The organism is Umezakia ovalisporum Ak1311 (assembly GCF_029891685.1).
Lineage (GTDB): Bacteria > Cyanobacteriota > Cyanobacteriia > Cyanobacteriales > Nostocaceae > Umezakia > Umezakia ovalisporum.
The window spans coordinates 1-15,196 of record NZ_JANQDJ010000079.1 but is presented as its reverse complement, the minus strand read 5'-3'; the positions used below and the strand labels follow the sequence as shown (position 1 = coordinate 15,196).

The 15,196-nt window shown below is 41.1% G+C and carries 12 protein-coding genes and 1 tRNA gene; 9 read left to right on the top strand and 4 right to left on the bottom strand.

What is annotated here, in order from left to right; translation table 11 throughout:
• Positions 1 to 21 precede the first annotated feature (21 nt).
• Together cobN and NWP25_RS15350 are read left to right on the top strand one after the other, a co-directional pair.
• Entirely contained in the window at positions 22 to 3,771 is a 3,750-nt protein-coding gene (cobN, locus tag NWP25_RS15355) for a cobaltochelatase subunit CobN (RefSeq protein ID WP_280652292.1), read from the top strand.
• A 17-nt stretch (positions 3,772 to 3,788) separates the two neighbouring features.
• Complete coding sequence (locus NWP25_RS15350) at positions 3,789 to 5,033, top strand: peptidoglycan-binding domain-containing protein (RefSeq protein ID WP_280652291.1); 1,245 nt, start codon at positions 3,789 to 3,791, stop codon at positions 5,031 to 5,033.
• A gap of 32 nt (positions 5,034 to 5,065) precedes the next feature.
• On the opposite strand, the gene NWP25_RS15345 is transcribed toward NWP25_RS15350, so the two are convergent.
• From NWP25_RS15345 to lipA, 4 genes are all read right to left on the bottom strand, one after another.
• Positions 5,066 to 5,521, bottom strand: a complete 456-nt coding sequence (locus NWP25_RS15345) for a transcriptional repressor (RefSeq protein ID WP_280652290.1) — start codon at positions 5,519 to 5,521, stop codon at positions 5,066 to 5,068.
• 165 nt (positions 5,522 to 5,686) lie between these two features.
• Entirely contained in the window at positions 5,687 to 6,925 is a 1,239-nt protein-coding gene (gene sigC / locus NWP25_RS15340) for an RNA polymerase sigma factor SigC (protein WP_280649702.1), read from the bottom strand.
• Positions 6,926 to 7,427: 502 nt separating this feature from the next.
• Positions 7,428 to 8,351 carry an NAD(P)H-dependent glycerol-3-phosphate dehydrogenase gene (locus NWP25_RS15335; protein WP_280649703.1) on the bottom strand — a complete coding sequence of 308 codons (924 nt, stop codon included), beginning with the start codon at positions 8,349 to 8,351 and terminating at the stop codon, positions 7,428 to 7,430.
• 179 nt (positions 8,352 to 8,530) lie between these two features.
• Positions 8,531 to 9,409, bottom strand: coding sequence for a lipoyl synthase (gene lipA, locus NWP25_RS15330; RefSeq protein ID WP_280649701.1), 879 nt, complete (start codon positions 9,407 to 9,409; stop codon positions 8,531 to 8,533).
• A gap of 105 nt (positions 9,410 to 9,514) precedes the next feature.
• Here lipA and NWP25_RS15325 point away from each other — a divergent pair.
• The 7 genes from NWP25_RS15325 to NWP25_RS15295 all read left to right on the top strand — a co-directional run.
• Positions 9,515 to 9,588: transfer RNA gene (locus tag NWP25_RS15325), tRNA-Pro, on the top strand.
• Between the two features lie 550 nt (positions 9,589 to 10,138).
• Positions 10,139 to 10,330 (top strand): MerR family transcriptional regulator, encoded by a 192-nt coding sequence (locus NWP25_RS18740; RefSeq protein WP_369010997.1) that lies wholly within the window; start codon positions 10,139 to 10,141, stop codon positions 10,328 to 10,330.
• Positions 10,267 to 10,524 carry a hypothetical protein gene (locus NWP25_RS15315; RefSeq protein ID WP_280649700.1) on the top strand — a complete coding sequence of 86 codons (258 nt, stop codon included), beginning with the start codon at positions 10,267 to 10,269 and terminating at the stop codon, positions 10,522 to 10,524. Before NWP25_RS18740 ends, NWP25_RS15315 begins: the two co-directional genes overlap by 64 nt.
• A 102-nt stretch (positions 10,525 to 10,626) precedes the next feature.
• Positions 10,627 to 10,938, top strand: a complete 312-nt coding sequence (locus tag NWP25_RS15310; protein WP_280649699.1) for a type I restriction-modification system subunit M N-terminal domain-containing protein — start codon at positions 10,627 to 10,629, stop codon at positions 10,936 to 10,938.
• Between the two features lie 17 nt (positions 10,939 to 10,955).
• The gene (locus tag NWP25_RS15305) at positions 10,956 to 13,226 is read left to right on the top strand and encodes an N-6 DNA methylase (RefSeq protein WP_280699720.1); all 2,271 of its coding nucleotides are present in this window, start codon (positions 10,956 to 10,958) and stop codon (positions 13,224 to 13,226) included.
• Positions 13,216 to 14,487 (top strand): restriction endonuclease subunit S, encoded by a 1,272-nt coding sequence (locus tag NWP25_RS15300; RefSeq protein WP_280699718.1) that lies wholly within the window; start codon positions 13,216 to 13,218, stop codon positions 14,485 to 14,487. Before NWP25_RS15305 ends, NWP25_RS15300 begins: the two co-directional genes overlap by 11 nt.
• 283 nt (positions 14,488 to 14,770) lie before the next feature.
• Positions 14,771 to 15,196: transposase (locus NWP25_RS15295; RefSeq protein WP_280699716.1), on the top strand; the 426-nt coding region annotated here is incomplete at its 3' end.

The window sequence follows — 15,196 nt, the reverse complement described above, 5'->3', positions numbered from 1 at the left end:
TTAAGACGGTAATACAAAATTATGCATCGTATCAGTGCCACACCAGGGGGATGGAATCAATCAGAAGGTTTAGTTTTTATAGACCAAACTCCGGCTCCCTTTGTATTTATTACTGCTGCGGATACTGACATTCAAACTTTAGCAGCCGCAGTACCTAAATTACCTGAAACATTTCCAGCCATCAGAGTTGCTAGCTTGTTGCAATTGCAGCAACAAATCAGCATAGATTCTTATGGCGAACAGGTTTTAGAATTTGCCCAAGTAATTATCCTGCGTCTATTAGGAGGACGTTCTTACTGGGCTTACGGCTTAGAAGTGGTGCAAGAAATTGTAAAACGTCAGGGTACAACACTTATTGTAATGCCTGGCGACGATGGTCTTGATCCTGAATTAATTTCTCAGTCTAATTTGCCTTTGAGTGCTGTTAATGAAGTCATACAGTATTTCCGGCAAGGAGGAGTGGAAAATATTGTTAATGCTTTCTTGTTTATCTCAGATATTTGCCTTTATACTTCATTTCGACCTTTAACACCCCAAAGAGTTCCCCGGGTTGGTTTGTATGACTGGGAAGTGAAAAAGAAGAAATCAGCAATGCCTAAAGTGGGCATTCTCTTTTACCGCGCTCATTATCTATCAGGCAACATCAAGGTAATTGATGCTTTATGTACAGCTTTAGTAGAGCGTAATTTACAACCTGTACCAGTGTTCGTTTCTTCATTGCGCGATGCCGATGTCCAAACAGAATTAAGGGCATTTTTCCAGCCCCAAGATGGACAGCAAATAGCTGTATTGCTAAATACGACGAGTTTTTCCTTGGCGCGTTTAGAAACAGAAACACCCCAGCTGGATTTGTGGCAAAAATTGGACGTGCCTGTGTTACAAGTTATTCTCAGTGGCGGTGGTGTGGAACAGTGGGAATCACAATTACAAGGGCTTTCTCCCCGTGATATGGCCATGAATGTAGCGCTACCAGAGGTGGATGGAAGAATTATTACTCGCGCTATCTCTTTTAAAGCTGTACAAACGCGAAATCCTGACTTGGAAACAGATGTGATGGTTTATGAACCAGTGAGCGATCGCATTGACTTTGTAGCTGAATTAGCTGCCAATTGGGTAAATCTATGTTCTAAACCACCGCAAGAGCGCTGTGTTGCTTTGATTTTGGCAAATTACCCCAATCGCGATGGCAGGTTAGCTAATGGAGTAGGATTGGATACCCCAGCCAGTTGCGTGGAAATCATCAAAGCCTTGCACAGATCTGGATATGTGCTGCAAAATTGCCCCACTGATGGAGATGAATTAATTCAACGTCTCACCACTGGAGTGACCAATGATCCTGAAAGTAGAGAATTGCGTCCTGTGCTACAAAGTGTGAGGGGGGAAGATTATCAAGAGTATTTTGCTACTTTACCAGCAGTTGTACAGCAAGAAATTTGTCAAAGATGGGGGGAAAGTCAAGGAAATAATGAATCTTCCATTCCTGTAAGCGGGATTCAACTGGGTAATGTTTTTGTAGGTATTCAACCAGCCCGGGGTTATGATATTGACCCAAGTTTAAATTATCATGCACCAGATTTAGTTCCTACTCATAGTTATCTAGCTTTTTATTATTGGGTGAGGGAATATTTTCATGCTGATGCTGTGATTCATGTGGGGAAACATGGCAATCTAGAATGGCTACCTGGCAAAAGTGTGGCTTTATCTGGTAGTTGTTATCCGGAAGTGGCTTTTGGCGCACTTCCCCATTTTTATCCGTTTATTGTTAATGACCCTGGCGAGGGTTCACAAGCAAAGCGTCGCGCCCAAGCTGTAATTTTAGACCACCTCACCCCACCTATGACACGGGCTGAACTTTATGGTGCTCTACAACAATTAGAAAATTTAGTTGATGAATATTACGAAGCAGAAAGTTTAGATCCCAGCCGCTTACCAGCAATTAGCCATCGCATTCGTGAATTAGTGCTGCAAGAAAATCTGCACAAAGATTTAGGAATTGAGAATGAAACCGATATTTTAAAGTTTGAATCTGTAATTTTAAATTTTATCGGTGGCTATCTTTGTGAATTGAAAGAAGCGCAAATTCGGGATGGGTTACACATTTTTGGGCGCACCCCCCAAGGACGACAACTGCGAGATTTAATTGTGGCCATCGCCCGCATTCCTAACCGTTATGCTATGGGTATTACTCAAGCTGTAGCCGCGCATTGGAATTTACAATTTGATCCATTGACAACAGATTTCAAAACTCAATTATCAGAGTTAGAGAAGCAAATTTTAGCTACAAAAACTGAAAATACCTGTCGCACTGTTGGTGATGCTGTAGAAATCCTAGAAGCTCAGGCTGCGGAACTAGTGGAACAACTGCTGAATTCCCAGTGTCCAGCGCTTCCCAGTTTGAACTGGATCAGTAACAAACTTCTGCCTGCTTTGCAGCAAACCGAGGCAGAAATTACCAATTTACTTTGTGGACTTGATGGTAAGTATATCCCCAGTGCTCCCTCCGGTGCACCGACACGAGGTCGCCCGGAAGTGCTACCTACGGGGAGAAACTTTTATTCCGTTGATATTCGTGCCATTCCCACAGAAACCGCTTGGGATGTGGGGAGAAAAGCGGCAGAAAATCTGATTGAGTGCTACACCCAAGAAAATGGTGAGTATCCGAAAACCTTGGGTTTATCGTTGTGGGGAACTGCAACCATGCGAACCGGTGGTGATGACATTGCCGAAGCCTTGGCGTTGTTGGGTGTATGTCCTGTTTGGGATGGTGCAGCGCGGCGAGTGGTGGATTTTGAAATTTTGCCTTTGAGCATTTTGGGTCGTCCTCGTGTTGATGTTACTTTGCGAATTTCTGGATTTTTTCGGGACGCTTTTGCTAATTTAATTGATTTGTTCCAACAAGCTGTTACAGCCGTAGCTGCACTCAATGAATCTTCAGAGGATAATCCCTTGGCGGGGCAAGTTAAACAAGATACTGATTTCTGGGTGCAACAAGGTTTGAGTTTAACAGCAGCAACTTTGCGATCGCAATACCGGGTTTTTGGTTCTCAACCAGGTGCTTATGGTGCAGGACTTCAAGGACTAATGGCATCGCAAAATTGGCAAGATGACCAAGATTTAGCTCGTGCTTATATTAATTGGAGTTGCTACGCTTACAGTACTGGTAATTCTCCTGCAAATTCAGGGGAATTACTGGGAATTTCTGCCCCAGAAGCCTTTAGGCAACGCCTGGCACAAATGCAAATTGTGTTACACAATCAAGACAATCGAGAACACGACATACTCGACTCTGATGATTATTATCAGTTTCAAGGTGGTTTAACAGCAGCAGTGAGATCCCTTCAGAAAAAAAATCCTCAAACTTATTTTGGTGATAATTCTCATCCTACTCAACCGCGTGTTCGGCAACTAAAAGAAGAAATTGCACGGGTGTATCGTTCTCGGGTAGTTAACCCCAAGTGGATTTCGGGAATGATGCGCCACGGTTACAAAGGTGCATTTGAAATGGCTGCCACGGTAGATTATCTATTTGCCTATGATGCTACAGCTCAATGTGTGGAAGACCATATGTATGAGGGCATAGCACAGGCGTATTTGTTAGATCCGGTAGTTTGTGAATTCATCCAAGATAAAAATCCTTGGGCAATGCGTGATATTGCTGAGAAATTACTAGAGGCACACCAGCGTAGTTTATGGCAGGATGTAAATATACAGACATTAGCAACTTTGCGAAATCTGGTACATCAGGCTGAAGCGACTATTGAAGAAAAATAATTGGTGTAGGTAAAAGTATGGACAATCTTGCTTATTTGCATTTAGCTGATGCTCATGAAAATACCCTATCCAGTGAACTGGTATTTTTTGGTTCTTTATTAAACAAAGCACCAGCACCGGACTGGAAACGCCTTTCTAGTAGAGCCTGGAAGCATATGTTACCCCTAGCTCTTGCCTTGTCTATTTTAAGTTCAGTGAGCAGCGTTTTAGCACTAGAACGAGGAGATCAAGGCCCTTCTGTGCGGAATTTGCAAGAACACTTGCAAAAAATTGGCTTTTTTCGGGCTGAAATTACGGGGGTATATGACTTCTATACAGAAGATGCCGTGCGGCGGTTTCAACAAGCTCATGGTTTATCGGTTGATGGTGTTGTCGGAGTGGAAACAAAGCTAAAATTACAAAACCGCATCGGGCAAAGAACTCAGCCGGATTCTACACAAAGTCCTGTCATTACAGAAGTTCCTACCATTGCTACGAGGAATTTAGAAGTTCCAAAATTAACTCCTGCAAGTACACCATTTGCCGCAGTTAATCATAGCAACCCGGAACCTCCCACCACCACCACTGCAAAGCTCTCAACCACAACAGCCACGGCTGTGGAAACTGTGGAAACTAAAACTATCCGTCGTAGTCCCAACTTGCTTGTCAAAGGAGATGAGGGCGAAGCAGTAAAGGTTTTACAAGAACGGTTGCGAGTTGCAGGTTTTTATTCTGGTAACCCTACGGGGATATTTGGGCCCATTACTGAAGAAGCTGTTAAGCAATTTCAAGCAGCTCATAAGTTAGATGTGGATGGCATTGTAGGCCCAGCAACACTCATTAAATTACCGCCTCTTGGTATTGGCGGCGAAGCACCTCCCACCACCCAGAAGCTGAATAATAACTATCTCACTCTCGGCCATCGGGGTGAACCTGTCAGACTACTTCAAGGACAATTAATCAAGGCAGGATATTTGCAGGGGAAAGCAAATGGATACTTTGGTTCCCATACAGCGGATGCTGTACGGCGATTTCAAGCAGATAATTACCTAGCTGCCAGTGGTATTGCAGGTCCCACCACTAGAGCTAAGTTATACAGGTTAATCAACACTGCTCCCACTGGTGAATTTACTGTCCTAGAAATCCAAAAGCGACTACAAGATAAAGGTTTTTATCGAGGCAATCTCAACGGTGTTATGGCTGATGATACCAAAAAAGCCATTAAAGCTGCTCAAGAATTTTATGGCATCAGTCTCAATGATATTAAAAACGGACGCTTTTAATGATTTGGTCTTGTCAAAGGCTGATCAACGTGCTACAAAGGCGTGAGTGCCCGTTGGCATTTAGGACATACTGCGTGGATTGTCATTTGACAGTCCAGCAGGTGAAATCCTTCTTTTTGAGCTGTTTTTGCACCGATTTTTAAAATTGAGTCGTTTTTAAATTCGATAGTGGCATTACATTTAACACAAATCAAATGGTGGTGATGATGGGGGTAGGGCTGGTTAATTTCGTAATGCTTATGTCCTTCTCCCAATTCTAATTCCCGCAAAATTCCCATGCGCGCCATCAATTTCAACGTCCGATAGATAGTTGAAAGACTGATACCTTCGCCTTCACTTTCTAGTCGATGATAAAGATCCTCTGCGCTGAGGTGTTCGCCTTGGGGAAGTTCCTGAAAAATGTGTAAAATTGTTTCGCGTTGGGGAGTTAAACGCCAACCGCGATCATTGAGTTCTGCCTTGAGCGAAGTAGATGTATAAACAGCCATACCAGTTTTTCTCAACAAAGCCTATTAATTGAGAATATAGCAAATCTTGAGGGCAATTTGCAACAATCAAATCTTATTGAGAAAATTTATTAAATTATTATTTTTCATCAATACTGTTTTTTGTATTAGCGGTATACCCCACACATTGAAGCATGGGGTATACCGCTAACTTAAAGATTCCAAATAATCGCGGATGAGGTTGCGTCGCTTGGGTTGGCGGAGTTTTTGCAAAGCCTTGGATTCAATTTGCCGGACTCGTTCTCTTGATAAATCGAGGGCGCGGCCAATTTCCGCTAATGAGTAAGAATGACCATCGGATAAACCAAAGCGCATGAGAATTACATCACGTTCACGGCTAGTTAGGTCTGACAAAAGCCTATGCAAGTCTTTTTGTAAAGATTCTCGCATTAACGTTTCTTCTGGCGTAATGCTATCGGTTTCCAGTAATTCCCCTAGTTCAGTGTCTTTATCTTTACCAACTTTAGTTTCCATAGAAACGGAACGCGGTACTTTAAGTAACACTTCCCGGACTTGAACTGGTGTCATTTCTAACTCAATGGCCAGGTCTTCTAAGGTGGGAGTGCGACCTTTTTCTTGAGCAATTTTGCGTTGAGCTTTTTTAATTTTGTTGAGTTTTTCTGTAATATGAACAGGTAAACGAATTGTACGACTGGAGGTGGCGATGGCTCGGGTAATTCCTTGACGAATCCACCAGTAGGCGTAAGTACTAAAGCGATATCCCTTAGTGGGGTCAAATTTTTCTACTGCTCGTTCTAAGCCTAAAGTTCCTTCCTGAACTAGATCCAATAATTCTAGTCCACGATTTTGATATTTTTTAGCAACTGACACTACCAAGCGCAGATTAGCCTTAATCATGTGTTCTTTGGCTTGAAGTCCTTGGGACTGCACTTGTTCGAGTTCTTCTACTGTTAATTTGGCAATTTCTGCCCAGCGACGCTTACCACTGGCTAAAATAGGTTTGAGATCCGGCAGATTGACACAAGCAGTGGTAGCCCATCTTTCCAAAGAAGGTCGGTGTCCTAGTTCAGATGTTAAACGCTCCTGTACCTCCATTAACTTGACAAATGGTGTAACGACTTCGTCACCTTGCTTTGCAGCTTGGCTAAGTAAATTCCGCATCCGCAAGTAGCGTTGGACTTTTTGTGCTTCTGAAACTTCTTCATCGCGCCCTAAAAGTCGGACTCGCCCAATTTCTTGAAGATATAAACGCACTAAGTCCGTACTGCGTCGATTAGTGTTCCCGCCATCAATAGCAGCCACCTCTAACTCGTGAACATCATCTAGGGACAACTCACTCTCATCAACTGTCAGTTCTGTGTCTAAAGCCTGGCGGGACTTTTTGGTATTGGAAGCGGCATCTGCATAAAAAGATGTTGCTGGCATATAGGTATGGTCTCAATGGCTCCAGGTAACAATAGATTACGGTCAGCTAATTAACTGTTGCTATTGTTCCCGTGATTCAAGATGAACTAACACGGTTGAGATTTTCAGTAAAGTTTTTTTGAGCAAACATACTGATATTTTCTCCCACTAATACCGAGTTTTATCGGTTTAGAGTCTGAATTGAACCAATAGCTATTCAAATCTATAATCTAGGTTTTAGATGACAAAGTACTTAGTTAGCATTCCCACGTTATTTAGCATTGATAATTATTTATTATTAGTTTGGTAACTTGTATAAACATATGACAGTAAAAATCATGTTTATCATCAGTATAGTCACATCTACATGAGTATGAAAGTAATATCCTGAAAATTTTTGTTTTTTTTCTAAGGATTATTGAGGAATAAGCAAAAGTGATAAGTTTTCATCAACCAATTGGTATTTATTAGTATTTATACAGAAGCCAGCATGAAACTAGAGTAATGCCATTGAAATTTATGGTTAGTTGTATTCTGCCTTAATGTCTCTTAACATTAATTCCTCTAGTGCTTGTCGGGGGGTGATTTCACCTTGAAGCAAGCGATAAACTTGCTCACTAATGGGGACAGCTATACTTTGCTGTTTGGCGAGTTGTACTAACACTTGGCAAGTGTTGACACCTTCAGCCGTTCCTGGTAAGTGGGAAAGAATTTCTGCCAGTGTTTTACCAGCAGCCATCTGATAACCAACTTGGTAGTTGCGACTGAGTGGACTGTTGCAAGTTGCTAATAAATCTCCTAGACCTGATAAACCGTAAAATGTTTCTGTCTTTGCACCCCAACTTTTGCCAATGCGAATTATTTCTGTCAGTCCACGGGTAACTAAAGCTGCTTTGGCGTTGGTTCCTAGATGTAAGCCATCACAAACACCAGCTGCGATGGCAATTATATTTTTTAATGTTCCTCCCAGTTCCACACCGATGGGGTCAGGATTGGTGTACACGCGAAAACAATGAGAAGAAAATACCAGCTGCACAAATTCAGCCCCAGGCCTGTTGTTGCTGGCTACTACAGTTGCAGCTGGTAATGATTGTTGAATTTCTTGAGATAAATTTGGCCCAGATAAAACAACTACAGCGTGATGAGGAAAGACTGTTTGCCAAATTTGTGAGGGTGTACAGGTAGTTTTGGGATCTAAGCCTTTTGTAGCTGTGACAAAAATTGTTTGTGGCGAAAGAGGTAATGATTTTATTTGAGAAGCCACATCACTTACCCCTTTCATCGAGATAGCCGACAAGACTATTTGAGCATCTTTTACAACTGTTTCTAGAGTTTGAGACCCCCGACGCGACCACAAGCGCACGTCATGGTTGTTTGCAGTTGCTAAGTTTGCTAAAGCTACACCCCAGGCTCCCGCACCAAGAATTGCTATGGTAGTTTGTTGCACCGATATCATTACTATTTAAAATTACTGATCATATCAAGTCCGCTTCATCACCGATGATATATTATTCCCAGGCCAAAGCATTGACATCTCCCCTTGCTAGAAGCAAAGGGATTCTAAACTGGTGTTGCCACAGGGTCTGCTAGCCCAATTTGGCAACCTTTACGATACAATCTATTAATCTACCTCAGTCGGCGGGGGTAGCGTTGCATTAATTCCCTTACTTGCTCTGCATGATAGGAGCTACGAGTCAATGGTGAGGAAACAACTTGTAAAAATCCAATTTCTTCACCGAATACCTGCCAAGCCGCAAATTGTTCTGGGGTAATGAAATTCTGCACCTGCAAGTGCTTTTGACTAGGTTGGAGGTATTGCCCAATGGTCAAAATATCACAATCCACAAACCGTAGGTCTTCCATGACTTGGCGAATTTCAGCATCGGTTTCACCGAGTCCCACCATGATACCAGATTTAGTATATATATGAGGAGCAACTTCGCGCGATCGCTTGAGTAGTTCCAGAGTGCGCTGGTAATTACCTTGGGGACGCACCCGACGATACAAGCGCTCAATGGTTTCTGTATTGTGGTTAACTACTTCTGGGGCTGCTTGTAAAATAATTTCTAAAGCATTCCAATTACCGCACAAGTCAGGAATTAGCACTTCGATTGTAGTGTGAGGTGAGACGCTGCGAACTTTTTGAATACAGCGCACAAATTGAGCAGCACCACCATCATGTAAGTCATCTCGGTTTACAGATGTAATGACTACGTGATTCAGTCTCATGCGGGCCACGGCCTCCGCCAGTCGTGCTGGTTCTGTGGGGTCTAGAGGTTGGGGTTTTTTCTCAAAATCAATATCACAGTAAGGACATGCACGGGTACAAGCTGGTCCCATAATCAAAAATGTGGCGGTACCTGCTTGAAAGCACTCACCAATATTTGGACAAGAGGCTTCCTCGCATACTGTATTGAGTGCTAAATCCCGTAAGATTTCTTTAACGTTGCCAACTCGCTCCCATTGCGGTGCTTTTACTCGCAACCAGTCTGGTTTAACAGTCACAATCTACTCTGATAATGTTATACAAATCCCATCCTAGCAAGCAAAGCTGTGCATGATCATTTATGTTAGGATGACACTATTGGGGTAGTATAGTAGTTGTTGTGGCGGGATGTGGCGCAGCTTGGTAGCGCACTTCGTTCGGGACGAAGGGGCCGCTGGTTCGAATCCAGTCATCCCGATTTAACTATGTTGTCACTTGCCAGATTATTTGTCCGCGTTGGCAAATTCTTGTCCGTTTTGCCAATTTACTGTGCGCGTTGCCAAACTACCTAGTCATAACGGTGTATTGGCTTTGAAGGCTATTACAATGATAGCTTTTATTTGTTTCTATTGCTTTAGTCGGGGAAAATCCCGAAGGAAGTGCGCCTTTCAACCCGCCCCACTCCGGTAGGGGTGTTGAAACTCCGCCCGACCAAATTCTTATCTGGAGACACTTCCAAAAGCAATTTTGGCGAAGGTGGACTCGCTCTAATCGGCTTTTTTGCCTCTTCTATAGCGATTCCTGCTTTCTTTGCCTGACTTTGAATATTTGCAATCAATCTGCCATAACTCCATTGATGAATACTGGTTCAATATTGTTTAGCATATTATTGTTGGACTTGTACTAAATCTGATTTTTGTTCAGCTTTAGCTTTAATCTCACTCTGGACTTGTTCTCGCATATCACCTAATTTTGGTAGGACGATAGTCTGCCAGCTTTATAAGTTTGTGCGATCGCAATAATTTCCTTTGCCAGTAATCTGTCTATTGACAGGTTGTACCCTTCGCCAGATTCAGTATTGGCGAGAGAAGGGGATTGTTGTACCTATAATTAGTGATACTGGTACGGGACGTGGAATTTGGTGGAGTTGGCAGCTATGGTATGTTTGCTGTGTACGGGTATTAGTTTTGATATTGCTTGTTTTATTCTCAAACAACTAAAGGAACAAGAAGCGGAGTTGTTTATTTCGGGTCAGGGTAAACGGTTTATGTTGTTGTTATCACAGGATGATTCCCTTTCCTTGGTGGAGTTTGATAGGAAGATGGCGATCGCGTCCTTAGACGAAGGTAAAGCTGTAATTCCCGTGTGGATAGATGCTATTTATCAGCAGTTAGCAAGTAGGTTGCCTAAATAGAGTCATGTCCGGCGACAATAAGCATTACATATAGGCTAATCTGTGAATTGCACAAGAGTTCTGTTTATTTTTATTTTTATCGGTATCCAGGCTACTCTCTTTATGAGAAAAATTACTCTACGTCAGTTAGAACGTCACCTATTTGCTGCTGCTGACATCCTGCGTGGCAAGATGGATGCTTCTGAATATAAAGAATATATCTTTGGAATGCTCTTTTTAAAACGCTGTTCTGATGTCTTTGAGGAGCAGTATGAGCAAATTATTGAAGCGAATAAAGCAAAAGGCAGAACGGAAGCGGAAGCAAAACAACGTGCTGAATCACCTATTTATTATAATGAAACTTTTTTTGTTCCAGAAAGAGCGCGTTGGAATTATCTTAAAGTGAATTACATAGTGATGTTGGTAATGGCTTAAATAAAGCTTTAGAGGCGTTGGAAAATGAAAACGCAATTTTAGAAAGCGTTGTTAACCACATCGATTTTAATAAGACGGTGGGTAAAAACAAAATTTCTGACCAAAAATTGCGAGATTTAATTAGGCACTTTAGTAAATATCGTCTCCGTAATGAGGATTTTGAATTTCCTGATTTGTTGGGTGCAGCTTATGAATATTTAATTAAACATTTTGCTGATTCCGCAGGTAAAAAAGGCGGCGAATTTTATACACCTCGTGATGTGGCGAGGTTAATGGTGCGATTGCTCAAACCACAGCAGGGAATGCGGATTTATGACCCCTGTTCAGGTTCAGGAGGTATGCTGATTCTCTCTAAAGAATATGTAGAAGAACATGAAGGAAATGCCAAAAATCTCAACCTCTATGGGCAAGAAGCTAATGGTGGAGTTTGGGTAATTTGCAAAATGAATATGATTTTGCATGGCATTGTTACCGATGAAAAAGCCATTCAAAATGATGATACTATTGCTAACCCACTGCACATAGAAGGCGGGGAATTAATGCGTTTTGATCGAGTAATTAGTAATCCGCCATTTAGTCAAAATTATTCCATAAATGGGTTGAAATTTAACGAGCGTTTCCGTTTTGGGTTTTGTCCTGAAAATGGCAAGAAGGCAGATTTGATGTTTGTACAGCACATGATTTCTGTGCTAAGACCCCAAGGAATGATGGCGACGGTAATGCCTCACGGGGTTTTGTTTCGAGGTGGAATAGAAAAGCAGATTAGACAGGGATTTATTGAAGATGATTTGTTAGAAGCGGTGATTGGTTTACCGCCAAATTTGTTTTATGGAACTGGTATTCCTGCTTGTATTTTGGTAATGAGAGGCTCAAAAGCGGCGAAACCTCAAAAACGTCAAGGCAAGGTTTTATTTATTAATGCTGATGCCGAATTTGAAGCAGGAAGGGCGCAAAACTTCTTGAAACCAGAGCATATAGAAAAGATTGTTTCTACCTTTGAAGCTTTTGTAGATGTTCCTGGTTATGCAGCCGTAGTTACTAAGCAACAATTGGCTGAACATGACTACAATTGCAATATTCGCCGCTATGCTGATAACGCACCACCTCCAGAACCTCATGATGTGAGAGCGCATCTTTTAGGGGGTATTCCTAAAGCCGAGGTGGAAGCAAAAGAGGAGACTTTTATTGCTCATGGTTTTAAACCCAGTGATTTTTTTGTAGCTAGAGTTCAAGATTATTTTGATTTTTTACCAACTCTAACAGAACGTAGTCAAATTAAAGATTTTGTAGAATCATATCCAGGTATAGCCAAGCAAGAAAAACAGTTAAAGGATGCTTTTTTGAATTGGTGGGAAATTCACGAAAACCAATTGTTACAGTTACCAGAGACTAAAGATTTGATGAAAATTCGTGCAGATTTTCTAACATCTTTTACTCAAGCACTGCGCCCGATTAAAATTCTCGAACCTTACCAAATCGCAGGAACAATGAGTGAATGGTTAGAGAATAATCAAAATACTTTGGCTACTGCGGCTAATCAAAATCTTAAAGGGTTAGTAGACAATCGAATAGAAGCGAAAGCTGAAATTTTAAGAAAACAAGCAATTCAAGAACAAAAGCTGTTGTTTTTAGATGAATTTCAGGTAAATGGGGTAATTGCTAGTTGGTGGAATGAAATCCAGTATGATTTGAAAACTCTTGCTGCTCAAAATTTTGATGGTTTAATAGGAGGTTGGGTTGAGACAATTCGGGCAGATTTAGATAGCGATAATAAAAATGTAGGGGCGTATTGCAATACGCCCCTACAACATAAATTGGTGGTGCGTTTATTGCCAGATTATTTACAACAATTGGCAGATTATGAAGCGAAAAAAACAGATTTAGAAAGTCAATTAGCAGTGACTAAAAAAAGTGCTGATGAAAGTGAGGAAGGGGAATTAGAAGATGAGGAGAAATTGAGTGAGGCTGAAATTAAGAAACTCAAGCAGGAATTGTTACAGGTTAAGAAGATTTTGACTAAGTTGAAGGAAGATTTAATTAAGCAGTTGGATAATGCCAGAAAGCAGTTGATGATGGAACAATGTCAGCGATTGGTGTTAGATATTGCTAAGGATGATTTAGAGAATCAATTAAATCGTTATGTTAATGCTCATCGTCAACTGGTGATTTCTAGCCTTGAGAATTGGTGGGATAAGTATCGGGTGACTTTGCGAGATATTGAAGCAAAAAGGGATGATGCAGCGAAGCGATTGGATGGTTTTTTGAGGGGGTTGGGGTATGTTATCTGACCTCACAACTGTTAATCTTGGAGAATTAGCAAGTTTTGAAATGGGACAATCTCCAGATTCTTTATTTGTGACTGATACAGGACATGGTATTCCCTTTCTCCAAGGTTCTGCTGAATTTGGAGCAGCAACCCCACAGCATAGCTTTTACTGCACAAAACCCAAAAAATTATGCGAAATCAATGATGTTCTGATTAGTGTTAGAGCGCCAGTTGGCACACTAAACAAAGCTGATCGTGTTTATTGTATTGGTCGGGGACTTGCTGCTATTCGATTTAAAAAAGGCACATTACCCAAGTTTGGCTGGCATTTATTGAATTATTGGGCTAGTGAGCTTAGAAAAGTTGCACAAGGTTCGACTTTTGAAGCAATTGGCAAGACTGAACTGGCAAATTCACCTGTTATTTATTTACCAGAATCTGAACAAAAACTCATAGCTGAAATACTCGACACCATAGATGAAGCGATCGCACATACATCATCTATTATCGCCAAACTCAAACAAATCAAGGCTGGACTGCTTCACGACTTGCTGACTCGCGGACTTGATGAAAATGGGGAATTGCGGGATGCGATCGCACATCCTGAACAGTTCAAAGATTCACCACTGGGGAAAATTCCGAAAGATTGGGAAGTTTCTACTATCGATAATATTTCTATTTATGTAGGTAGTGGTGTTACTCCCACAGGTGGGAGTGATGTTTATCAAACAGAAGGTGTTGTATTCATACGTAGTCAAAATGTTACTTTTGATGGTCTATTACTAGATGATGTAGTATATATCGATCATAGAACTCATAAAAAAATGAAGCGTAGTGAAATATTTGAACATGACATTTTATTAAATATTACAGGAGCTTCAATAGGTCGTTGTTATCCAGTTCCAGAAGGACTAGGTTTAGCTAATGTTAATCAGCACGTTTGTGCAATTCGCTTACCTAATCCTAATAAAGAAGATGCTATTTTTTTATCGCTTGTACTTGCTTCCTATATAGGACAGTCTCAAATTGCAAAATTGAATGCAGGTGGAAATCGTGAAGGCTTAAATTATCAGCAAATCCGTTCTTTTTTAATTCCATTTCCATCATTCAATGAGCGTGCTTATATTGCTAAAATACTGAACACCCATGATATCCGTACCCGCACAGAACAAACCTACCTCGAAAAACTCAAACTTCAGAAAAAAGGACTAATGCACGACTTATTAACTGGAAAAATTCGTGTAGGGGCGTATTGCAATACGCCCCTACAAATCTCAGAATAATATATTAGAATATGTTTTACAAATGGAGATATTAGACTAGGGGTTAAAGATTCTCAACCTAGAAAATTATGACATACGATCCTCAAAACATCATCGTCGTTCTATTCGTTTGAAAGGATATGATTACTCACGAGCTACTAAAAGTGCGAATGTTAATGTGAATCAAGAACAACTAAAAAAATTGATGGTTGTCATTCCAGAAACAAAAGAACAGGAGCGAGGTTCGTGTAGGGGCGTATGGCAATACGCCCCTACGGGATTGAAATTTTTAGGAGATAAAATCATGACATACGATCCTCAAAAACATCATCGTCGTTCTATTCGTTTGAAAGGATATGATTATTCCCAAGAAGGTGCATATTTTGTCACAATTTGTACTCACAATAGAGAATGTCTATTCGGTAATATAATTAATTCTCAAATAGAGTTAAATGAATATGGTCATGCAGTTGTTGAAGGATGGTTAAAAACTGCTGAATTGCGTCCAAATGTTGAATTGGATGAATTCATTGTTATGCCTAATCATTTACACGCAATAATTATTATCTGTAGGGGCGTATTGCAATACGCCCCTACAACAGAATCCATGTCTATATCAAATTCCCTATTGCGATCGCCTTCTCAAACAATAGGTGCAATTGTGCGAGGCTTTAAAGGTGTTGCAACTAAACAAATTAACCAAATACGCGATTTACCAGGAACACCAATA

Excerpts from the sequence above, each read along its gene's own strand:
- NWP25_RS15310 (WP_280649699.1), top strand. The coding sequence starts at position 10,627 with ATGAGAAAAATTACTCTACGTCAGTTAGAACGTCACCTATTTGCTGCT.
- NWP25_RS15350 (WP_280652291.1), top strand. The coding sequence starts at position 3,789 with ATGGACAATCTTGCTTATTTGCATTTAGCTGATGCTCATGAAAATACC.
- NWP25_RS15345 (WP_280652290.1), bottom strand. The coding sequence starts at position 5,521 with ATGGCTGTTTATACATCTACTTCGCTCAAGGCAGAACTCAATGATCGC.
- NWP25_RS15300 (WP_280699718.1), top strand. The coding sequence starts at position 13,216 with ATGTTATCTGACCTCACAACTGTTAATCTTGGAGAATTAGCAAGTTTT.
- sigC (WP_280649702.1), bottom strand. The coding sequence starts at position 6,925 with ATGCCAGCAACATCTTTTTATGCAGATGCCGCTTCCAATACCAAAAAG.
- cobN (WP_280652292.1), top strand. The coding sequence starts at position 22 with ATGCATCGTATCAGTGCCACACCAGGGGGATGGAATCAATCAGAAGGT.
- NWP25_RS15315 (WP_280649700.1), top strand. The coding sequence starts at position 10,267 with ATGGTATGTTTGCTGTGTACGGGTATTAGTTTTGATATTGCTTGTTTT.